Source organism: Nocardia sp. NPDC005745 (assembly GCF_040630775.1).
Taxonomy (GTDB): domain Bacteria; phylum Actinomycetota; class Actinomycetes; order Mycobacteriales; family Mycobacteriaceae; genus Nocardia.
Window position 1 is genome coordinate 1 of record NZ_JBEXYF010000029.1, and the last position, 20,824, is coordinate 20,824.

The window sequence follows — 20,824 nt, forward strand, 5'->3', positions numbered from 1 at the left end:
GCGCGGCCACCGCACCGTCACTGCGATGACGGCGGTCCGTCGGCCGAATTCACCGTAGAGAGCACGATCGTGAGACAGCGACCTCTGCGCCCGCATCGGGCCGCTACGCCCCCATCATCTGTCCGCTACGCCCCCAGTACTCCCTTGCCCGCCGCGTGGCCGGGTTCGGCGAGGCGTGGTCAGCCTGTACGCCAGAGGAGTTCACGACCGGGGAAATCCGCGCGCATCCGGCCGAGATCTACGGGGCGGAGGTCTCCCAACTGTTTGAGCGATCGGATGGTAGGCGCGGCCGCGGCGGGTCAAGGTGCCGCAGTGCGAACACGCGGGAAACCGGTCGACGCAGCGGGGGCAGGCGCGGTGCGCGCCGGCGATGTAGCGGATATCAGTGGTGTAGCGGCTGCACTGGAAACAGATGTCGAACAGACCGGAGGCGTTCTCCGGTCTGGCGTTCAGGGGCAACAAGGGGTTGGTGAAGTGAGTTGACGCACCGCAAACAGCGAGTCGGCGGGCTCGCGTGAGGCGTTGTCACCGCATTCGTCGGTTACGACAGAACCCTGCCGACCGACCGGGGGACTGTGGCTATGCCGCGTCGCCGACTGTCACGACCGCGTGGGCGGCGTGTTCGAGAGCGAGCAGGCGGTCGTCGGCGTGGCCGTGCCAGCGGGCCTCGAGGTCGCCTCCCCAGCGTGAATGTGCGAGAACGAGTGGGAAACCAGTTCGCCGCCTCCGGTGATTGACCGGCGCCCGGCGGTGGGGGAGGGTGGAGCGATGGCGGGAGGCGAGCTGCGTCACGGGGTCGAACTGTCCAATCTCGATCAGCCGTTGTTCGACGAGGCCGAGGCGAGCAAACGGGATCTGGTGGACTATCTGGAGTTCGCCGGGGAACGGTTGCTGCGGGTGCTGCGCGGACGGCCGCTCTCGGTGGTACGGGTGCGGCCGGGACAGGAGCCGTTCACCCAGAAAAATCTCCCGAAGTACACGCCGGAGTGGGTGGCGCGGACGAAGGTCTGGGCGGAGAGTTCGCGGCGGGAGATCACCTACGCGCTCTGCGACGACCTGCGGACTCTGATCTGGTTCGGCAATCAACGGGCGGTCGAATACCACCCGACCCTGTTCCTCGCGGAATCCGCACCGGAACCCACACATCTTGTGCTCGATCTCGATCCCTCACCGGGACAGACTTTCGCCGACGCCGTGGCAGGTGCCCGGCTGATCCGGGAAGCGCTGGCTGCCGACGGGTTGTCCGCAGCGGTGAAGACGAGCGGTTCCAAGGGTTTACATGTGTTCGTGCCGGTGGTGCCGGGGACCGATGTCGAGGACGCAGCCGCGGCGACGCGGGCCGTGGCGGCGCGAGCCGAGCGGATCGATCCGTCGATCGGCACCACCGCGTTCATCCGGGAAGATCGTCACGGCAAGGTCTTTCTCGACGCCACCCGTGCGGGCGGCGCCACCGTGGCCGCCGCATACAGTCCGCGTATCCGTGCGGGTGTCACCGTGTCGTTCCCGCTGCGCTGGTCGGATCTCGACGAGGTGACGCCGACTGATTTCACTGTCCGGACCGTGCCGGGCCTGCTCGGCGACGACGATCCCTGGCAGTCGGAAATGCCTGCCCCGCAGCATCTTCCTGCGGATCTGGTCGAGGAGGGACATACGATTCCAGTGGCCCGGGTTCAGGCGATGCACGAGGGCAAACGACGTGCCAGGGCGCGGCGGAGCGAATGATCGGTGCAGGATCGAGCGTCCCGTCCATGCCGCCGGGGCAGGCGTTTCAGGTTGCCGTCGTCGGCGCCCCTGGACCGGTCCGCTGACGGGTCCGGCGTGCAATCTGCGTTTCGATCCAGGGCGCAAGGCCGCGATCAGCAGCGATGGGCCTCGCCGCATCCGCCAGCGGTCGCGAACTCGCTGTGCGGTCGGCTAGGAGCCGTGCCGCGGAGTGATCCAACCGGCCGGCGTGCGGGCGAGGACAGGCCGCCCAGCTGACTTCGATGGGTGCCGGGCGAGAAATCGCCGAACGTCACGCGAGGCAGATCAGGAACGCGTTGACGTTAACGGCCGGCGGAAGGATCAAGGGTAAGCACGGCGGGGCCGAGAACCCGGCCATAACTTCTTGTCGCTCCGGTGCGGGCATGGGTTCGGCGGTGGCCGTGGCCGAAGCGGCTGCGATGGCGGCGGCGATCACCAGGGCCGTCGCCCCGGCGCGCAACTTCTTGTGCATGACGAACCTCGCTGTCGTCGGTGCCGGGCTCCTCGCTCCCCGGCGAATTCGGCTGCTCGATGGATGCTCGGGCCGCCGGGTGACCGGACCCGGCGACAGAGCGGATTCGGTGCTCACCCGCTCTGATCGATTACCTCGCTCTTCGAGGCCATCCGCAAGGGCCGCTCGGCGAACTGCACCATCGCGTGTAAGACTATTCTCTCTATTAGAGAATCTCGATATCAGAGATTCCGGAGGAGGGAGACCCGATGTCGGCACCGAGCACGCGCGAGGCGACCCTGGGCGCGCTGCGTGAGGAGTTGCGTAAGCATGCGACCCAGACGGTGGTGTTCCATTCGGCCGTGGCCGCACGGCTCGGCATCACGGTCACCGATCTCAGTGCGCTGAACCTGCTGAGCATGCTGGGGCCGCTCACCCCGGGGCAGTTGGCGGATCGGCTCGGCATCACCCGCGGCGGCGCGATCACCACCGTCGTCGACCGGCTGGAACGCGCGGGATACGTGCGCAGGAGCCGGGATTCGGAAGACCGGCGGCGGGTCCGGGTGGAACTCGTCGCGGTGCGGGCGGAGGTGGCGGTGGCGCCGCTGTTCGGTGAGCTCGCCGCGCTCGACGGAGGCCTGCCGGACGATGACGCGACCTTGCTGACCCTGCTGACTTTCGTTCGCGACGTCAACTCGGCGCTCGTCCGCGCGACCGGCCGTGTCTCCGAGGCGCACGCGGTCTGACCGCGCATCGACACCGTCCCGAAGTGTCGCTTTCTAAAATGAGAATGCTATTCTCAAACTGGTGCAAGCGATGCCGCGACAGGGAAGAGGGCCGAGATGCTGTTCGAGTTCGACGCCGACCAGCGACTATTGCGCGAGACGGCGCGTGAGGTCACGGCGAAGCAGTGTCCACCCGCCCTGATCCGGGACATCGTGGACAAGGAACTCGAACCCGGCCCGTTGTGGCAGACCTATGTCGACGTCGGCTGGACCGAACTGACCGATCCGGCCCTCGGCGTCGAATTGGCCATCGTGCTCGAAGAACTCGGACGCGCCACCGACCCCACTCCTTTCCTGGCGTCGATGACCCAGTTCGCCCCGCTCGTCCCGGGCGCGGGACGGATCGAACGACCCTGCACGGCGGTGCATTCCGGCGTCGCCGTCCGGCGCGACGGCTCGGGTTGGCGGTTGGACGGCACCGCGCGCAACGTGCTCGACGGCGACCGGGCGGAGCGTTTCGCCGTGGTCACCGCCGCCGGTGTGTTCGTGGTGCCGGCCGAGGCGGTAACCGCCGACCGCACGTCGGTCTTCGATCCGGTGCTGCATGTCGCGGAGGTCCGGTTCGCCGGTGTGCGGGTCACCGATGCGGATCGCAGCGGGGCAGATCCCGAACGCGCCCGTCAGCACGCGCTCACCGGGCTCGCGCTGACCACCGTCGGCGCCTGTCAGCGCATTCTCGATCTCGCCTTGGAGCACGTGCGCGGCCGTCGCCAGTTCGACAGGCTGATCGGATCGTTCCAGGCGGTGCAGCACAAGGCGGCCGATATGCACATCGCGATCGAGCGCGCCCGCGCGCTGGGATTCTTCGCCGCGTTGTGCCTTGCCGCGGACGACCCGCGGCGGCGGATGGCGGCGTCCATGGCCAAGGCGTCCGCGGGGGAGTGCCAGGCGCTGGTCTTCCGCCATGGGCTCCAGCTGTTCGGCGCCATGGGATTCACCTGGGAGAACGACCTACAGTTCGCGCTCAAGCGGGCCAAGGCCGGCGAGCTGATGCTCGGCGGCGCGGCCGAACACCGGGCGCTGATCGCCGAGGAGTACCGTGCAGCTCACCTTTGATCCCGACGTCGAGGCGTTCCGCGCCGAATTCGTCGCGTTCCTCACCGCCCATCTGCCGAGCGAAGCCGAGGCCACGGAGCGCTCCCTCTCCAGCGCGCACGTGCCGGAATGGGCGCGGCGCTGGCAACGCCTGCTGTTCGACAACGGCTGGCTGCTTCCGGCGAATCCGCCGGAGTTCGGCGGGCGCAACGCCACGGTGCTGCAGCAGTACGTGCATCTGGAGGAGCTGTCCAAGCGGCGGATCTACCACAGCTTCAATCCGCAGGGTGTCGGGATCGTCGCGGCCTCGCTGCTGTCGTTCGGCACCGAGGAGCAGAAGCGGCGCTGGGCGGTGCCGATCCTGCGGGCCGAGATCACCGCCGCGCTGGGCATGAGCGAGCCGGGAGCCGGTTCGGACCTGGCCTCGCTGCGCACCAGGGCGGTGCGGGACGGGGACGAGTACGTCGTCGACGGCCAGAAGGTGTGGACCTCCGGCGCCCATGCGGCCGACGTGCTGCTGACCTTCGTGCGCACCGATCCCACGGCGCCGAAGCACCGGGGCATCAGTGTCCTGCTGATTCCGACCGACTCGCCCGGCGTGACGCGACGCCCGTTCCCCTCGGTGTGCTCGCCGGACGATCTGGATTTCAACGAGGTCTACTTCGAGGGTGTCCGGGTGCCCGCGGCGAACCTGATCGGCGCGCCGAACCAGGGCTGGTCGGTGGCCACCGGCTCCCTCGGTCACGAACGCACGCTGCTGTGGCTGGGATACGCCGACCGGCTGGAGGATCTGCTGGGAGACTTCCGGCCCCGGACCGTGTTCGACCGCGACGCGTACGCGAAGCTGGTCATGGACGCGTACGCCCTGCGATTGCTCGGGTCGGCGGCCCTGGCGCGGGAGGCTCGCGGGGAGCAGGATGTGCCCGCCCTCTCGATTCTCAAAGTTCTGGGTTCGGAAGCCGTGCAATCGGCGTCGGAACAAGCGCTGAACGCCGTCGGGGTGGAGGGGCTGGCCCACCCCGCGATGAGCTCCCGCCCGAATTTCCTGAATCTGGACCACTTCTCCGCCGGTTGGTTCGAGCGCTACATCCGGAGTTTCGCGGGCACCATCGCCGGCGGCACCTCGGAGATCCAGCGGACGATCATCGCCGAGCGCGTGCTCGGTCTGCCGCGCGGCTGAACCGCGAAAGCCGTTGCCGCCTCGGCACTTCCACGCGGAAGGGCCGAGGCGGCAACGACGGCGAGCGCTAGTGTTCGACTTGGACGCCGAAGGTGTTGAAGGCCATGGCCAGCGTCGTGTAGCCGCCGACCGTGAAGACGAGATCCATGCGTTGGCGCTCGTCGAGACGTTCGCCCAAGGCGGCCCAGGTTTCATCGGACAGCGCCGACTTCTCGCCGAGTTCGTCCACGGCCCGCAGCAGCAGGCGGTCGAAATCGTCGTCGGCGGCCGCCTCGCCCCGGGCCGCGGCGACATCACCTTCGGTGAGTCCGGCCGCGGCGCCCATTCGGGCGTGGTGATGCCACTCGTACTCGCACCCGCGCTGATGGGCTACCCGCAGGATGGCCAGTTCGCGCAGCCGTGGCGCGAGCGTGGACCCGAACAGCAGATGGACATTGAAGCCGAGGAAGGCCTTCGTCAGGGCCGGATGGCGGACCATGGTCGCGAGGGCGTTTCCCGCCGCCGCGGGGTTGCGGCGGTCGGCGGGCAGCATGCGGGACAACGCGGCGTTCACCGTGTCGTCCCACTGGTCCTCCGGAAGTGGGCTCACCTTCATCGCCTTCTCCTATCCTTTATGAGAATGTCACTTTCATATTTGGTTACTACGTTTTCAAACTCTTCCACCGTAGTCAACGTACGAGGCACGCAGCCGTTCGGCACCGACTGTCGCGAAGGACGCAGGGTGATTCGTTGGGTGAAGTCCGCCTCCTCTCCCGCCCGTCGCTCCGGGCGCCGCCGAGTATTGATTCTCTCTCGAAGAGAAGATACCTTTCATTTGGCGAGAGTGTGTTACCGAAGGTGGTCGGCCGCCTCCGCGGGGCATCACCCCGCCGCTCGGAGATCGGCCGATGGCCCAGTGCAGGGAGGGTGAGCATGGCTGCTCGAGACTTCGAATCCGTCGACCGGGGCTTCGGTGGAGCGCAGTCGGTCACCGGGTGGCGCGCCCACGCGCGCAAGCATCTGCTGCGATACCGGCTGGCGGTGGTCGCGGCGAACGCCGTCGATGTGGTGCGCCACGCCGGCGGCTGGCTGTGCGACCGGACGATGGCGGGCTGGGAGGTGACCGTGCTGCTCGCGGACTGCACCGACGCGCGAGCGCTGCAAATCCTCGGCGCCACCGTCCTGGATCTCGAGCGCTCGCTGGCCACGCCCGTGCACGACACCTGGCCGCATGCGGTGGCGGTGGCCCCGGAGCTGTTCGCCGCCGACGCCCGGGTCCGGCAGGGGGTACTGGACTGCCTGGACCACGGGCTGATCGAAGTCGCGCTGTGGGGCGAGGGGTTACCCGCGGAACTCGACCGCAGGCTCGGTGCGGTGCATCACCCGCTGAGCGTCGCCGCGCAGGCATTCAAGAGCTGTGCGCTGACCGCGGCGGGTGTGCCCGCTTCCGACGTCGGCGCTGCCGAGGTGTTCCGCAGCGGGGAACTGCTATTGACCGGACTTTGGGGCGGCACCGACCTCGTCACGGCGGGCTGAACGCGAGAAGCGCGGACGGGGCCGGGATTCGCCCGCCCGGCCCGCGACTCGGACTATGGCCGCGCCGGAGTCGGACCGGTGGGGCTCGTGGAGACCTGAGGGTTCCCCTGCCAGCCGCATGGAAGCCCACAACTCGGCCTGACCTCGGTCTCGACCCGTCCGTCGCGCAGTTCCCGCACGGTCGCCGACGCCTGGGCGGGGTATCCGCAGTCGGGGCATTTCGCGAAGTAGTCGAGCACCTCCCGCACCGTCACGCGCAGCGGAGCGTCGGTGTCCGGCGTGGCCTTCCTCGGCCGGTCGTGTTTCCACAAGCGTGCGCGGATTTCACGGGCTCGCGGTGCGCCCGCCCGGGTGCTCTCGGGGCGGCGCGGTGAACCAGAAGCGGGCAAACTCTGCTCGGTGTGCCCGAAGGGCACGGAATGACCCCGTGCGAAACCGGTTTCGCTGTGCGCGGTCGGCGCGCTGCCTTCTTCCATATCTTCGAGAATATCATTCTCCTGTTTGGAAAAAAGTATTCCGAACATGGGGAGTGTGAACCTGGCCGCCGGATCGCGCGTGCATCGCCGGTTCGGGCTGTGCGCGCCCGCGAGCCGCAATCAGCCGAGGTTCGCGGTCAACGGGGGCAGATCGAGGGTGGTGCGGATCCCGGGCGGCGCGGCGCAGAGGTAGGTGACGGCGTTGACCGCGCGGTTGGCCGCGTATCGCGGCGACATAGCGCTCATCCGGCTCGGGTCCACCGGGTAGCGCAGATCCATCTCGATCGGTGTCTCGCCGTCGATGGCCACATGCCATCCGGTCTCGCGCACCGGCCAGCCCGGCCGCAGCGCGGAGGTGCAGTACCACGTGGACCGCAAGCGCAGCAGGACGCGGCCGCCGCCCCGTCCGGAGAGCGTGATGCGCTGTGCGGCCACGGTCCCCGCCGCCAGCGTGGTGAACTCCAGCGGCACGTCGTGCTCGGCGAGCGCGACCTCGCCGACCACTTCGAACGCGTCGAGGGGCAGGCGGACGGCGTCGGCGACGAGCCGCAACGACGGACCGAAGGTATGGGTGGCGTGGGCGAGGCGCTGTTCGTCGAACGGTGCGGGCGCGGTACCGAAACCCATTGTCTCCACGAGCAATCGCGACGTACCCGGGCGGGCGAGGTCGACACTCTCCTCGATCGTCAGCCGGTCGATCCTGCGCTGGACCGAGCTGAGTGCGACGGGAAGCGTTTCGGTCACGAAACCCGGCGCGATGCCCGTGCTCAGGATCGAGGCCCCGCCGAACCAGCACGCCGCCTCGATCCGCGCGCATACCTCGGGGTCCACGGTGTCGGGGTGCCGCAGGTCGCCGTGCGTGGTGACCACGTTGACGCCGGCGACCAAGAGACGGCAGACGTCGTCCACGTCGAAAATGCGCGGCATGTACAGCACGCAGTCGGCGCCGAGTGCCAGGATCTCTTCGACGTCCGTGGTCGCGGCGACGCCGGTGGTGCTGCCGGATCCGCACAGGACGCCCGCGTCGACGCCTGCCTTGGCGGGATCGTGCACCCGAACACCCGCGAGCACGAGGTCGGGATGGTCGAGCACGGCGCGCAACGCGTGCGCCCCTACGCCGCCGGTTGCCCACTGGATGACCCGATAGGGGCCTCGCGTGGCGTCGTGACCGTGCGGCCGGCGATTCGGGTCCATGGGGCATCCGTTCCGTAGTCGGGGAGGGGGAGTTACGGCCGGAACCTGAGCAGGCCCTCCTGCGCGAACGAGGCGACGAGCGTCCCGTCTCGGTCGAAGACGTCGCCCTTGCCGAAACAGCGGCCGTGTGCGACGAGTGGACTGTGGTGGCGCAACAGCAACCACTCATCGGTGCGGAACGCGCGGTGGAACCAGATCGAATGGGTGATCGTCGCCGAGGTGAACGCGGTGCCGTTGCCGCTCTGGCCGAATCCTTCCAACGGGCGCAACGCGGTTCCGATGGGGCTCAGGTCGGTCGCGTAGGCGGTCAAAGCGGCGTGCAAGTCCTCGGGTACCCGCGGGGTTCGCATCCACAGCTCGTAGTCGGGCGGATGCGCGTCGGTCGAATCGAGGTCGGTGGTCGATCGGGTCTCCCAAGGCAGGATCGGCAAGTCGGTGCGGTGCCGCGGTCCGGGCACAGCCGGGATGCCCGGAACGGTCTGGTGCTCCGGACCGTCCTCATGGGCATGCATCGAGACGACCGCGGTGGCGACGACGTCCCGCTTCTGCCGGGCCGTGACGGTGAGCGCGGCGAACGAGCGGCCTTCGTGCTGGCGCTGCACGATGTAGAAGACCGGCGAGTCGCCCTTTCCCTCGTGGGCGAACACCACGTGCAGGGATTTGACCGCCTTGGCGGGGCAGGCGCACATGGCCGCACGCACGATCTGCGCCAGTAGCTGCCCGCCGTACAGCCAACCGTGGTCCAGCCGCTGGCCGGGACCCTCGTACACGGTCAGCGTCTCGCGGCGGCGGCCGCCGGTCCCGGGCCGGGTTTCCGCCCCTCCAGACGACGGTGAGGTCGGCCGCTGGCGGAGGTCGAGGCAGGTGAGCAGCTCACTCCAGAGGTCAGGCATACCTAAATTGTATGCCGATTCTCGAAAAGGAGAATAAAATTTCCCGAAGCGGCCGCGACCGGCTAGACCGGGTCGAAGGCCGAGATCCGCCATGCGCTGTCGGCTTTGCGTAGGGTGACCCGGACGCTGCTGGCGGCCAGGGCCGGGTCGGGTTTCTCCGCGCTCGTGGTGCTCTGGTTGATGAACACCAGGACCACCGCCTCGTCCTGCCGCTGTTCCGACACCGCGGCGCGCACGACGGTGGCGGTGGTCCGGACCGACTTCTGCTTGGCGGCGGGCGCCACGACCTGCTGGGTGAACTGGCTGTAATACGACAGGAAGTCGCCGGTGAGAAAGGACTTCGCGGAATCCAGATCCCGGTCGAGGGTGTCGGGGGCGTAGGACAGCAGCGCCACCGTGCCGCGCGAGGCGGCATCGAGCGCCGCCGCGGCGTCGTCATCGGTCCGGCTGTCGGGCCGGTACTGCAGGAAGAACAAACACGCCGCGGTAGCGACCGAGGCGACGACGAGTACGGCGAGCAGGACCGGAACGTACTCGGTCCGCAGCGTGCGGGACAAACCGCGCGCTGAGCCCGACTTCCGGATGCGCGTCGTTTCGGGAGATTTCGTGTCCGTCGGCTCGTGCGCGTTCTGCTCGGTTCCGGTCTCGCGCGCGGCGACCGATGCGCTGTCGGTGGTCACGGTACGAACTCGACTTTCGACATCTTGAGCTGATCTCCGTCCCGGGTCACGGTCACGCTCAGCCGCCAGGCGCGAGGTTCTTGGCTTGCCCCGGCGGAATTGGTGACCTGCGAGGTCGCGGCGACGAGGACGACCGCGGAATCCTTCGTCATCGACTCGATCGCGGTGGCGTTCACCCTGCCCTCGGTGGCGACCTGCGATTGCTGGATCACCGTCGTGAAATCGGCAGCCCGCGCTTGGAAGTCGCCGCGGAAGGATCCGGTGGAATTGTCCAGGACCCGCTGCACGTCCTCGTTCGCCCGTTTGAAGTCGAGGGTCGTCAAAGCGACGACGCCTTGCCGTGCGGCGGCGGTGAATTCCGCTGCGCGCCGGTCGTTCTCGGTGATGTCGCGATGGTGCCGGATCGAGTATCCGCTGCCGGCAAGTGCCAGGGCGATCACGACGAGGGCGGCGGCGACCATCGTGGAACGACTGCGGAGGCGGCGAACGAGAGTGAAGCGGAGGCGGGCGCTGCGCGGAAGCGATTCGGCCCCGGCCGGATGCGTGATGTCACCGGGGGCGTCGTCCGTCGAGGTGATCGGCTGCGCCGGATCGGCCGAGTGCGTTTCTGGGAGGTGGCCCGGCGTCTGCTCGTCGCCGGGGCCGTCCCCTGCGGTCACCTGCGGTGAAGGCGCTTGTGCGCTCTTCGTTTCCGCGGCGATGGGCCGCCGTGGGGCGGTGCGCGCTCGGCGGCGGGACTCGGCCGCGCGAACGCGGGCGCGGGCCGCCTCGGCGAGCGCCTCGGCTGCTCGTGCCTCCGCCTCCGCGGCCTCGGCGGCCAGCGTGAGTTCTTCGGCGTCGGCCTCGTCGAGCGGGCTGCCGGCCGGGGCCTGTTCATCACCGTCCGGCAGGGGTGGCGATTCGACGGTGCGTCCGGTGCTCGGGCTCATCACCACCTCCGCGGTGTCGCAACGGATCGTCGAGCGGGACTGTCGTCACGAGTCCGATTGCGTCGATTTGACGAGAATGACGTTATCACAGTGGCGGGTGTACGAGCCCGAATCGGCCGCCGATACTGCCAATAAAGGCCAATTGGCTTGCGAAAATGTCATTTTCAGATAATTGCGGACTGCGGCCGCGCCACCTTCGGTCAGGCCACCGGTCCGCGCATGCGGATCAATCCTCACGTGAGAGTCGCGCGGCCCTCACGTGAGAGTCGCGCGGCCCTCACGTGAGCGTCGCGCGGCGACGACCTGCCGGACCGCCGTGGTGTCCGCGCCGAGCGCGGAGGCGCGCGAAGCGGGGCGGGGTGGCGGCGTCGGTGCGAGGGCGGCGTACGGCGCGTCGGCGGGGCACGGTTGCGTCGCCGCGTACGTCGCGCGACGGCGGCCATGGACACCTCGATCAGCTCGCCTCCGCCGCGGGCGAGCGACTCGGCGACCGCGCGTGAGGACTCCGACCCGGTGAGTGGATGGGCGATCGCGTTCCGACGCCGACGGAGCTGCATTGCGGGAGCTGCTCGAGGTTGCGGACGTGGTACTGGAGGGTTTCCGCCCGGCCGCCCTGATGCGCAGGGGGCTCGGTCCCGATCGCATCGCGCACCGCCCCGGCCGGGTATGGCTGCGCGCCACCGCCTACGGCACCGACGGCCAGGACGCCGACCGCCTCGGATTCGGGGATGACACTGCGGTGGCCGGTGGGCTGGTCGGCGTCGGCGATGCGGGCCCCGTCTTCGTGGGGTTCGTGCCGACCGCCACGACGACTCCCGGTGGCGCCGCGTCGGTACCCGCGTCCGGTGCGGTGGTCGCCTCGATCACTCGGAACACCAGTCTTCGGCCTTCCTCGTGCGTCGGCATCCTCGCCGGTGGCGGCTGCGAAATGGCTCCCCGGCCGCCCTTCCCTCCAGTGTGAATATGTTATTCTCCAAGATCGAGAATGACAATATCGTCGTGCGGAGGGTGCGGAATGAGCGTTTCGCTCTTGCTGGACATGGCTGCGTCGAGCAACCCGGATCGGCTCGCGGTGGTGTGCGACGAGGTGCGCTGGACCACGTCCGAGCTGAGCGCGCGCGTCCAGGGTGCGGCCGCGGCGATCGCGAACTCCGGCGCGCGGAGCGTGGCCTACGTCGGTACCGGCGGACATCTGCTGCCGTTGTTGATCTTCGGATCGGCGGGCGCGGGTATTCCGTTCACGCCCTTGAACTATCGGCTCGCCGCCGACGCCTTGGCCGAACTGATCGCTCGGCTGGAGGATCCGCTGGTGGTCTGTGACGAGGAGTACCACGACATCGTGGCGGCCTCCGGCGCCAGGATCATGCGCTCGTCCGCCTTGGGCGGGGCGGCGGCCGCCGCCGTCGATCCGGTCACCGACGCCGAGCCGCCCGATCCGGATCAGGTGGCCGTCGTGCTGTTCACCTCCGGGACGACCTCCAAGCCCAAGGCGGTCGAGCTCTCGCACAACAACCTGGTCAGCTACATCACCGGGACGGTCGAATTCGACTCTGCCGAACCCGCGGACGCGGCGCTGATCTGCGTGCCGCCCTACCACATCGCCGGTGTCGGCGCTGCGCTGTCCAACCTGTACGCGGGCCGAACGATGGTGTACCTGCGGAACTTCGACGCGGCGCGGTGGATCGAGCTGGTCGCCGGTGCGTCGGTCACCACCGCGACCGTGGTGCCGACCATGCTCGATCGCATCGTGACGGAATTGGAGCGCTCGGGGGCGAGGTTGCCCACCCTGCGCACCCTCGCCTACGGCGGATCCAAAGTCGCGCTGCCGCTGGTTCGCAAAGCACTCGACCTGCTGCCCGAAGTGGGTTTCGTCAACGCCTACGGCCTGACCGAGACCAGTTCCACGATCGCGGTGCTCGGACCGGAGGACCACCGGGCCGCGTACCGCTGCGCCGACCCGGCGGTCGCGCGGCGGCTCGGCTCGGTGGGGCAGCCGGTGCCCGGTATCGAGGTGCAGATCCGGGACGGTCACGGCCGGGTGCTGCCCACCTGCGCGACCGGGGAGCTGTTCGTCCGAGGGCCTCAGGTGTCCGGCCGGTACACCGGGATCGGCTCGGTGCTGGACGACGAAGGGTGGTTCCCGACCAAGGATGTGGCGATGCTCGACGCGGACGGCTACCTGTTCATCGGCGGCCGCTCCGACGACACGATCATCCGCGGCGGCGAGAACATCGCGCCTGCCGAGATCGAGGATGTACTGGTGGAGCACCCGGCGGTGCGCGAGGTGGCGGTGATCGGCGTGGAGGACGCGCAGTGGGGCCAGAGCATCGTGGCGGTGGTGGTGCCCGCCGACGGCGCCGCACCGGACCCGGAGCAACTGCGCGACTACGTCCGGGCCGGGCTGCGCGGCTCCCGCACGCCCGACCGGGTCGTCTTCCGGGATTCGCTGCCCGCGACACCGACCGGGAAGGTGTTGCGCCGCGCACTCGTCGACGAGTACGGCCCGCAGCCCGCGGCGGATGTCGCCGTCGATACGTAGTCACCGTCAGGAAAGGATGACAATGGTCAAGAACGGCACTCGCCTGCGCAGCCAGGTGTGCGACACCGAGGTGATCGTGGTGAAGGCGGCGGACAGTCTCGCGGACCTGCGCGCCGGGGGCGTTCCGATGATTCCGATCGGCGCCGAACGTCCTGCGGGCGCCGAGCCCGCCGCGGGCTGCGCCGACGGCAATCTGATGGGCAAGCGCTACGTCGACGATTCCGGCGCGGAGATCCTCGTGACGAAGGCCGGGATCGGCACGCTCAGCGTAGGCGCCACACCGTTGGCGCTGAAGGAAGCAAAGCCCCTCCCGGCCAGCGACTGACCTGACCGCGGGCCGTGGGAAGGCCGGATCCGGTGCTTCCCACGGCCCATCGTCGTCTCCCGGAAAACAGCGTCGCAGGCAGTCTGCGGCACATGGGTGCAGCCCGGTGGAAACGGCTTCCGCGCAACGATTTTCGCACTGGCCGCAGGGCACTCACCGCTGGATGTCTCGACCCTCGCCGTGTCGGTGTAGCGCCCGCGGCGGACTGACGGATCCACCGGGGGCGCGTCGAAGGCGTCGCCCCGGTGACTCATCGCCGTGCCACCGCCAGCATCTCCTCGACGGAGAAGAACTTGACCCGGGGCCGAGCGGCCGCGGCGCCGCGCTCGCGCTCCGCGGCATCGATGGCACGCCACCCCGGCCAGCCGACCGCGTCGGCGCCCCGCTCGGCCAGCCGCGCGCGCAAAGCCGCCCGGTCGGCCACCTCACGGGACAGGGCTCCACTGTGGAAGTCGGCCAGCAGCGCCGCGACGGTTTCCCCGGCGCAAGCGCGGTTGGTGCCGATCACACCGCGCGGCCCGCGTTTGATCCATCCGGTGACGTAGACGCCGGGAAGCGCGACGCCGGTGCCGTCGACGACACGGCCCTGGTCGTTGGGCACGGTGCCGGTGCGCGCGTCATACGGAAGGCCGTCGACCGGACTTCCCGTGTAGCCGATCGACCGCAGCACCAGAGCGGTCTCGATCGAGTCGGTGTCGCCGTCGGGGGAGGCCGCGACGAACGCTCCCTCGGCGGTGATGTGGTTGCGGACGATACGCACGTGCTCCACCCGTTCGCCGCCGACGATCTCGACCGGCGAGGTAAGGAACCGGAACAGGATCCGCTTGTTGCCGGAAGTGGTGGAGCGTGCGGCGAATTCGCGCGCGATCTCCAATTTGAGCGTCGTCTCCACGTCGTCGTCCGGGTGCGCGGCGAGGTCGCCGCCCTCGATGATCACGTCGACACCGGTGAGATGTCCGAGCGCGTGGAACTCGCCCACCGAGAACGCGGCGTCGCGCGGACCGCGGCGCCCGAGGACGACGACCTCCTCGATGCGGCTGTGCGCCAGGGCTTCCAAGGCGTATTCGGCGATATCGGTGGCGGCGAGGTCCTCCGGCGTCATCAGTAGTACCCGGGCCACGTCCAGCGCGACGTTCCCGTTTCCTACGATCACCGCCCGGCGCGACGACAGGTCGAATCGGTGCGCGGCATGGTCGGGGTGACCGTTGTACCAGCCGACGAAATCGGCGGCCGCGTGGTGGCCGGGCAGATGCTCGCCGGGGATGCCGAGATCGCGGCTCGCGGAGGCGCCGACCGCGTAGATCACCGCGTGATGGTGGGCCAGCAGATCGGCATGGGTCAGCGTCCGTCCGATCTCCACATTGAGATGGCAGCCGAAGCGATTGTCGGCGAAGGCGGCATCGAAGATTCGCACCACCGACTTCGTGCGTTGGTGGTCGGGCGCCACGCCGGCCCGGATCAGGCCGAACGGCGTCGGCAGGCGCTCGAAGAGGTCGACCTCGACGCCGCTGTCGAGGAGTTCGGCCGCGGCGTAGCAGGCCGCGGGCCCCGCGCCGACGACCGCCACGCGCAGTGTGCCCTGAGCGATCGGCGCGCGGGTACTCGGCGGCTCGATCACCCCCGGCTCCAACGGGTGGCGGCGGAAGTACGCCGCGTTGATCTCCCTGAACCGTTCCAATTCGGGCGGAAGGTCGTACTCGGAGTAGATCGCGTCGACCGGGCACTCATCGACACAGGCGCCGCAATCGATACAGGTCTCCGGATCGATGAACAGCATCTGGGTGCCGGGTGCGTCGGCCCCCTCGGTGGGGCGGATGCAGTCGACCGGGCATGCCGCCACGCAACTGGCGTCTTTGCAGCAGTTCTGTGTGATGACGTAAGCCACCGGCTGACCTCCTCGAAGCATGGCGCGAACCGCCAGGGCCACCGGAAGTGTAAGTCAGATTGTCTCTCTGCCAGAATATAATTCTCTCTCAGGGCATGCGGCGGCCCGTGATGCCGTGGGCGCAGAAGGTCCAGACCTCCTCGGGCGTGAGCGGTTTCGCGTCGGGATCCGCGTTCGCCGGCTGCGAGGTGAACATCACCGTATGCATGATCATCGCGGCGAGACGGCGCGGATTGGCGGCCGCGGTGAGCCTTCCCGCCGTCTGCGCGTCCGTCATCAGCTCGGTGAACAGGGCGAACAGCGACGCATGCGCCATTCTGACCTCCGTGGGATGGGAGCTGAGCAGCTGCGGTGAGAACTCGGTGAACAGCGGCCGCCGCGCGTCCGGATCCGGCCGGCACAACTGGAACAGCAGCTCCACCGCCGTCCGCAATCGGTCCAGTGGTTCGCCGCTGTTGATGGTGGCCGCCCGGATCTGCTCCACGGTGCGGCCCAACGCGTCCTCGTAGAGTGCGAGCAGCAGTTCGTGCTTGCCGTCGAACTGTAGATAGAAGCTGCGCAACGACTGCCGCGACCGGTCGACGACCTCCTGGACGGTGAAATCCGTACTGCCCTTCTCGGTGATGATCGCCTGCGCCGCGTCCAGGAACCGTTGCACTCGCTGACCGGCCCGCAGCTTCGCTGTTCGCAGCGATCGCTCCACCGCGCGCTGCTTCCAGGCAGGCTCGCGCCGCCCCTCCACGTCAGTCATGGTCGCCGCGTCCCTCGCGCCGACTCGCCCGCATTCGCCGCGAATCACGCATCACCGCATGGTACCCGTTCGGAACCCTCATTCTTCGCCTCCGGCGCTTGGTATCTGAGAAGTGAAACTTTTATTATCTTGAATGAAGAATCTTATTCTCAATAAGATGCGAGGGAACGGGTTTCCCGGACAGTCGTCGAGGAGGACGATCGGATGTTGCTGGAGTTCGACTCCGATCAGCGTTTGTGGCAGGACACCGTGCGCCAGGTGCTCGCGCGGCACTGTCCCGCCGCGCTGATCAGGGACATCGCCGATCGTGGCGCGGATGCCGGGCCCCTCTGGAAGGTCTATCGCGACCAGGGGTGGACCTCGCTGACCGACCCGGGTGACACGGTCGAGCTGACGATCGTGCTGGAAGAACTGGGGCGAGCCACCGATCCGACCCCGTACCTGGCCACGATGACCCACTACGCGCCCCTGACCGGTGAGCCCGACCCCGCGACGGCGGCAACCGCGGTGTTCGACGGCATCTCGGCGCACCACGACGGCGCGACATGGATCTTGAACGGCACCGCCCAGGTGCTCGACGGCGACCGGGCCGAACGGGTGGCGGTCGCTACCCCGGCCGGGGTGTTCGTACTTCCCGCGGATCGAGTCGCCGCGCGCCGGATCACGGTCTTCGACCCGCTGCTGCACGTCGCCCAGGTGACGCTGGAACAGGTACGCGTCGACGCGGGCGACCGGCTCGACCGCGATGTGCGGCACGCCAGGGAGGTCGCGCTCACCGGCCTGGCGGCCACCATGGTGGGAGCGTGTCAGCGGGTGCTGGACCTGGTCGTCGAGCATGTCGGCGTGCGCCGCCAGTTCGGGAAGCCGATCGGCGCGTTCCAAGCGGTCGCGCACAAAGCCGCCGACATGCACGTCGCCGTACAGCGTGCGCGCGCGCTGACCTATTGGGCCGCGTTGACCGTCTCCGCGGGCGATCCGCGCCGGCATCTGGCCGCCGTCATGGCCAAGGCGGCCGCGGGCGAGTGCCAGGCGGTGGTTTTCCGGCACGGCCTTCAGCTCTTCGGCGCCATGGGCTACACCTGGGAGAACGATGTGCAGTTCGCGATGAAACGGGCCAAGGCCGGGGAACTGCTCCTCGGTGGCGCCGACGAGCATCGCGCCACGATTGCGAGGGAGTACCGTGCAGCTGAGCTTCGATGACGATGTGGAAGCGTTCCGCGCCGAGTTCGTCGAATTCCTCGACCGGCATCTGCCGCCGCAGGCCGCGGCGGGCGAACGTCCGCGATCGACCTCCCATATCCCCGACTGGGCGCGGCGGTGGCAGCGGTTGCTGTTCGAGCACGGCTGGCTGGTGCCGGGCTACCCGCCGGAGTTCGGCGGCCGCGACGCGGGAATCCTCCAGCAGTACGTGCACCGGGAGGAGCTGGCCCGGCGCGGCATCTACGAGAACTTCAATCCGCAGGGCGTCGGCATCGTCGCCGCCTCGCTGATCACCTTCGGAACGCCGGAGCAGCAGCGGCGCTGGGCGGTGCCGATCCTGCGCGGCGACCTCACCGCCTCGCTCGGGATGAGCGAGCCGGAGGCGGGCTCGGATCTGGCCGGCCTGCGCACCAGGGCGCTCCTGCGCGGTGACCGGTTCGTCGTGGACGGGCACAAGATCTGGACCTCGGGCGCGCACGATGCCGACGTCGTGCTCGCGTTCGTGCGGACCGATCCCGACGCGCCGAAACACCGGGGCATCTCGGCCCTGCTCGTGCCGACCGATCTGCCCGGAGTGCGCTGCCGTCCGTTCGCCTCGGTGTGCGCTCAGGACGACCTGGATTTCAACGAGGTGTTCTTCACCGAGGTGGAGGTGCCCGCCGAGAACCTGGTCGGCGAGCTGAACAAGGGCTGGCGGGTGGCCAACGGATCGCTCGGGCACGAGCGCACCCTGCTGTGGCTCAGTTTCGCCGACCGGCTCGACGGCCTGCTGGCCGACTTCCGGCCGGACACGGCCGTGGCCGCCGATCGCTACGCCGGTCTCGTGCTCGACGCGCACGCGCTGCGCCTGCTCGGATCCGACGCGCTTGCCAAGGCCGCCCGCGGCGAAGACGACGGGGCCGCGCTCTCGGTGCTCAAATTGCTGGGATCCGAAGCGGTGCAACGCGGGGCCGAACACGCCCTGGCGGCCGCGGGGCCGAACGGTCTGCCGCATCCCGATGTCACCGCGCGGCACAGCGTGTTCAACTTGGAAGAGACCGCGCCGGGCTGGTTCGAGCGGTTCGTGCGCAGTTTCGCGGGCACCATCGCGGGCGGCACCTCGGAGATCCAGCGCAACATCATCGCCGAGCGGATCCTCGGCATGCCCCGGCAGTGACGGCCCCGCCGGTCGGCGTCGGCTCACGCCTCGGCCGCGGACCGATGAACCCGTTGCGCACCCGCGCATTTCGAATCGACCGGCCGACGGTCGGGTACCGGCCGGTCGCCCGGATCACTCGATGAGCGAGATGGCGGCGCGCGGGCATTGCGCCACCGCGTCACGCACGGGGGATTCGACTTCCGGGGTCACCTCCGGCCGCAGAACGTGCAGTTCGTCTTTGTCGTCCAGTTCGAACACCTCGGGGATGATGCCCATGCAGATGCCGTTGCTCTCGCAGGCCCGGTAATCGACCTGGATCCTCATCGCGCCGCCTTCGTCTCGCAGTGTGACCGGCCCGACGTGCGAGCCGACGATGCCGTGGTTGCGGTGTGTTCGCTCACCGAAGCGGCTCCTGGTCTGCCCGGCGGATCGCCGCCGCGGTGTGCCGATGTGCGCCGCCCCGCGTGCCGTGCTCATTCATCGAAGCGGCTCCAGGCCCGCCCCGTCGGTCGCCGGAACCGACGTCGAAGCCGATGGGGCAGGGGCGGTTCCGGGTTCGGGCATCGCGATGATGGCGTGCGCGGGGCAATCCAGCAGCGCGCGCAGCACCGCGTCCTGGTCGGCCGCGGCCACGACACCGGTCCCCTCCAGCGAGGCGTAGCCCCAGTCGTCGAGCGAGAAGTGCGCGGGCGCGTGCTTGGCGCACAGGCCGAATCCGTCACACAGCGTGCGGTCGAGACGAATCCTCATCAGGCCACCCCTTCCACGTCGAAGGGCCGCTCGGCCACCCGGACACCGCGGGCGCAGAGGGGGCACCGGCCGTCGAGATGCCCGCTGACCTCCGCGCCGAACCGTGCCAGCAGTGTGGCCGCCATGTTGGCCGCGCCGTCGAGGGTTCCGCACGCGCCGCGGCCGCGCAGCACCACCGACCATCGCCGCAATCGTTCGATGTCCGCGGCGCTGGCCTGCCCGTCCCGCAGCGCGGTGGCCGCCGCCGCCATCGCGGCGGTCCCGTTGAAGCAGGACCCGCACTGGCCCGCGTTCTCGCGGTCGAAGTAGCTCAGCACCGCCGCGGCCACGGCGACGGGGCATTCGTCGGTGAGCACCGAGATCGCCCCGCACCCGAGCCCGCTGCCGAGGGCTCGGATCGACTCGTGGTCCAGGGTGGCCGTCAGCACCGCGCGGTCGAGCATGCCCGCGAAATAGCCGCCCATCAGTGCGCCGCGCACGCTCTCGGACGCCACGCCGTGCAGGGCGAGGACATCGGTGAATCTCGTGCCGTGCGGCAGTTCGTACAGTGCGGGCGGACGCCCGCCTCCCGTGACGGTGGCCAGGAAGGTTCCCGGGGATTGCTCGGTGCCCACCGCACGGAACGCGGCGGCGCCGTGCCGCTGGATGAACGGCAGATGCGCCAGGGTCTCCACATTGCCGACCATCGTCGGCAGCCCGCCGACCCCTTGTTCGAACGGGCGCGGCGGCTTGTCGGAGGGCTTAGCGGGGCCGCCGTTGATCGCCCGGATCGCCGCGGTCTCCTCACCGGCGACATAGGCCGGGTCGACGGTGACCAATTCGATGGCGACCTCGCCGATTCCGGCGGCGTCGAGTTCGGACAGCGCGGCATCGATACGGCGCGCGGCCGCCGGATCCGAGACGTAGACGTAGGCCCGACGCGCGCCGACGATAGCCGCTGCCAGGCGCACTCCATCCAGCACCAGGTGCGGGCGGTGACGCATCAGCCACTTGTCCTTGACGGAGGCGGGTTCGCCCTCCTCGCCGTTGGCCACGACGACGGTCTCGCGCCCGCGCCGCCCGGCGGCCCGGACGCCGGTGAGTTTGATCGCGATCGGGAATGCCGCGCCGCCACGGCCGAGCAGCCCGCTGCCCCGCACCTCTTCCAGCACCGCCTCGACCGAGCCGAGCGGCAGATAGCCTCCGGCCCCCCGGTACGCGGCGAGATCTTCGGCGCTGTCGCTCATCCGCAGCAGGCGCGGCACGCAGCCGGGCGCGGGGGCCACGGTGAGCCCTGCGACCGGCTCGGCAGTTTCTGGCATGGCAACCTCTTCTGGCTGTATTCCGAGCGAGGGACGCCCCGTCGTCCGGTTGCG

The 20,824-nt window shown here is 69.3% G+C and carries 21 protein-coding genes and 1 pseudogene; 10 read left to right on the forward strand and 12 right to left on the reverse strand.

Annotation, left to right across the window (positions count from 1 at the left end; all coding sequences use genetic code 11):
- The first annotated feature begins 768 nt into the window (after window positions 1-768).
- On the forward strand, window positions 769-1,722 hold the full coding sequence (locus tag ABZ420_RS26165) for an ATP-dependent DNA ligase (protein WP_357127755.1): 954 nt from the start codon (window positions 769-771) through the stop codon (window positions 1,720-1,722).
- A 292-nt stretch (window positions 1,723-2,014) separates the two neighbouring features.
- Here ABZ420_RS26165 and ABZ420_RS26170 read toward each other — a convergent pair whose 3' ends face one another.
- Complete coding sequence (locus tag ABZ420_RS26170) at window positions 2,015-2,215, reverse strand: hypothetical protein (protein ID WP_357127758.1); 201 nt, start codon at window positions 2,213-2,215, stop codon at window positions 2,015-2,017.
- 248 nt (window positions 2,216-2,463) lie between these two features.
- On the opposite strand from ABZ420_RS26170, the gene ABZ420_RS26175 reads away from it, so the two are divergent.
- From ABZ420_RS26175 to ABZ420_RS26185, 3 genes are all read left to right on the forward strand, one after another.
- Window positions 2,464-2,940 (forward strand): MarR family transcriptional regulator, encoded by a 477-nt coding sequence (locus tag ABZ420_RS26175; protein ID WP_357127761.1) that lies wholly within the window; start codon window positions 2,464-2,466, stop codon window positions 2,938-2,940.
- A gap of 96 nt (window positions 2,941-3,036) precedes the next feature.
- Window positions 3,037-4,035, forward strand: coding sequence for an acyl-CoA dehydrogenase family protein (locus ABZ420_RS26180; RefSeq protein WP_357127764.1), 999 nt, complete (start codon window positions 3,037-3,039; stop codon window positions 4,033-4,035).
- Window positions 4,019-5,194, forward strand: coding sequence for an acyl-CoA dehydrogenase family protein (locus ABZ420_RS26185; RefSeq protein WP_357127767.1), 1,176 nt, complete (start codon window positions 4,019-4,021; stop codon window positions 5,192-5,194). The genes ABZ420_RS26180 and ABZ420_RS26185 overlap by 17 nt, the downstream gene beginning before the upstream one ends.
- Before the next feature lie 67 nt (window positions 5,195-5,261).
- On the opposite strand, the gene ABZ420_RS26190 is transcribed toward ABZ420_RS26185, so the two are convergent.
- On the reverse strand, window positions 5,262-5,789 hold the full coding sequence (locus tag ABZ420_RS26190; protein ID WP_357127770.1) for a carboxymuconolactone decarboxylase family protein: 528 nt from the start codon (window positions 5,787-5,789) through the stop codon (window positions 5,262-5,264).
- 407 nt (window positions 5,790-6,196) lie between these two features.
- On the opposite strand from ABZ420_RS26190, the gene ABZ420_RS26195 reads away from it, so the two are divergent.
- Window positions 6,197-6,709 carry a hypothetical protein gene (locus ABZ420_RS26195; protein WP_357128008.1) on the forward strand — a complete coding sequence of 171 codons (513 nt, stop codon included), beginning with the start codon at window positions 6,197-6,199 and terminating at the stop codon, window positions 6,707-6,709.
- Between the two features lie 53 nt (window positions 6,710-6,762).
- On the opposite strand, the gene ABZ420_RS26200 is transcribed toward ABZ420_RS26195, so the two are convergent.
- The 5 genes from ABZ420_RS26200 to ABZ420_RS26220 form a co-directional block, all read right to left on the reverse strand.
- Window positions 6,763-7,185 (reverse strand): hypothetical protein, encoded by a 423-nt coding sequence (locus ABZ420_RS26200; RefSeq protein ID WP_357127773.1) that lies wholly within the window; start codon window positions 7,183-7,185, stop codon window positions 6,763-6,765.
- A gap of 120 nt (window positions 7,186-7,305) precedes the next feature.
- Window positions 7,306-8,379, reverse strand: coding sequence for a dihydrodipicolinate reductase (locus tag ABZ420_RS26205; protein WP_357127776.1), 1,074 nt, complete (start codon window positions 8,377-8,379; stop codon window positions 7,306-7,308).
- A 32-nt stretch (window positions 8,380-8,411) separates the two neighbouring features.
- Window positions 8,412-9,272: an acyl-CoA thioesterase domain-containing protein gene (locus tag ABZ420_RS26210; protein WP_357127779.1), complete on the reverse strand. Its 861-nt coding sequence runs from the start codon at window positions 9,270-9,272 to the stop codon at window positions 8,412-8,414.
- Window positions 9,273-9,334: 62 nt separating this feature from the next.
- A complete protein-coding gene (locus tag ABZ420_RS26215; protein ID WP_357128011.1) occupies window positions 9,335-9,856 on the reverse strand; it encodes a twin-arginine translocation pathway signal in 522 nt (173 codons plus the stop codon).
- Window positions 9,857-9,948: 92 nt separating this feature from the next.
- Window positions 9,949-10,881, reverse strand: coding sequence for a hypothetical protein (locus ABZ420_RS26220; protein WP_357127782.1), 933 nt, complete (start codon window positions 10,879-10,881; stop codon window positions 9,949-9,951).
- A gap of 556 nt (window positions 10,882-11,437) precedes the next feature.
- Between ABZ420_RS26220 and ABZ420_RS26225 the strand changes: the two are divergent.
- The 3 genes and pseudogenes from ABZ420_RS26225 to ABZ420_RS26235 all read left to right on the forward strand — a co-directional run.
- Window positions 11,438-11,671, forward strand: a pseudogene (locus tag ABZ420_RS26225) (CoA transferase); the annotation flags it as partial.
- 225 nt (window positions 11,672-11,896) lie between these two features.
- On the forward strand, window positions 11,897-13,420 hold the full coding sequence (locus ABZ420_RS26230) for a fatty acid--CoA ligase family protein (protein ID WP_357127785.1): 1,524 nt from the start codon (window positions 11,897-11,899) through the stop codon (window positions 13,418-13,420).
- Window positions 13,421-13,442: 22 nt separating this feature from the next.
- Window positions 13,443-13,745: a hypothetical protein gene (locus tag ABZ420_RS26235; protein WP_357128012.1), complete on the forward strand. Its 303-nt coding sequence runs from the start codon at window positions 13,443-13,445 to the stop codon at window positions 13,743-13,745.
- Window positions 13,746-13,995: 250 nt separating this feature from the next.
- Here the strand turns inward: ABZ420_RS26235 and ABZ420_RS26240 are convergent, their stop codons facing one another.
- Both ABZ420_RS26240 and ABZ420_RS26245 read right to left on the reverse strand, forming a co-directional pair.
- Window positions 13,996-15,630 (reverse strand): FAD-dependent oxidoreductase, encoded by a 1,635-nt coding sequence (locus tag ABZ420_RS26240; protein WP_357127788.1) that lies wholly within the window; start codon window positions 15,628-15,630, stop codon window positions 13,996-13,998.
- A gap of 88 nt (window positions 15,631-15,718) precedes the next feature.
- Window positions 15,719-16,381, reverse strand: coding sequence for a TetR/AcrR family transcriptional regulator (locus tag ABZ420_RS26245; protein WP_357127791.1), 663 nt, complete (start codon window positions 16,379-16,381; stop codon window positions 15,719-15,721).
- Window positions 16,382-16,585: 204 nt separating this feature from the next.
- Here ABZ420_RS26245 and ABZ420_RS26250 point away from each other — a divergent pair, with 204 nt between their 5' ends.
- Window positions 16,586-17,581: an acyl-CoA dehydrogenase family protein gene (locus ABZ420_RS26250; protein WP_357127794.1), complete on the forward strand. Its 996-nt coding sequence runs from the start codon at window positions 16,586-16,588 to the stop codon at window positions 17,579-17,581.
- Window positions 17,562-18,737, forward strand: a complete 1,176-nt coding sequence (locus ABZ420_RS26255; protein WP_357127797.1) for an acyl-CoA dehydrogenase family protein — start codon at window positions 17,562-17,564, stop codon at window positions 18,735-18,737. The genes ABZ420_RS26250 and ABZ420_RS26255 overlap by 20 nt, the downstream gene beginning before the upstream one ends.
- A gap of 114 nt (window positions 18,738-18,851) precedes the next feature.
- Here the strand turns inward: ABZ420_RS26255 and ABZ420_RS26260 are convergent, their stop codons facing one another.
- The 3 genes from ABZ420_RS26260 to ABZ420_RS26270 all read right to left on the reverse strand — a co-directional run bounded on the left by ABZ420_RS26260 (window position 18,852) and on the right by ABZ420_RS26270 (window position 20,770).
- The gene (locus ABZ420_RS26260) at window positions 18,852-19,043 is read right to left on the reverse strand and encodes a ferredoxin (RefSeq protein ID WP_357128015.1); all 192 of its coding nucleotides are present in this window, start codon (window positions 19,041-19,043) and stop codon (window positions 18,852-18,854) included.
- A gap of 153 nt (window positions 19,044-19,196) precedes the next feature.
- A complete protein-coding gene (locus ABZ420_RS26265; RefSeq protein ID WP_357127800.1) occupies window positions 19,197-19,469 on the reverse strand; it encodes a ferredoxin in 273 nt (90 codons plus the stop codon).
- Window positions 19,469-20,770 carry an NADH-ubiquinone oxidoreductase-F iron-sulfur binding region domain-containing protein gene (locus ABZ420_RS26270; RefSeq protein ID WP_357127803.1) on the reverse strand — a complete coding sequence of 434 codons (1,302 nt, stop codon included), beginning with the start codon at window positions 20,768-20,770 and terminating at the stop codon, window positions 19,469-19,471. The genes ABZ420_RS26265 and ABZ420_RS26270 overlap by 1 nt, the downstream gene beginning before the upstream one ends.
- Window positions 20,771-20,824: the final 54 nt, after the last annotated feature.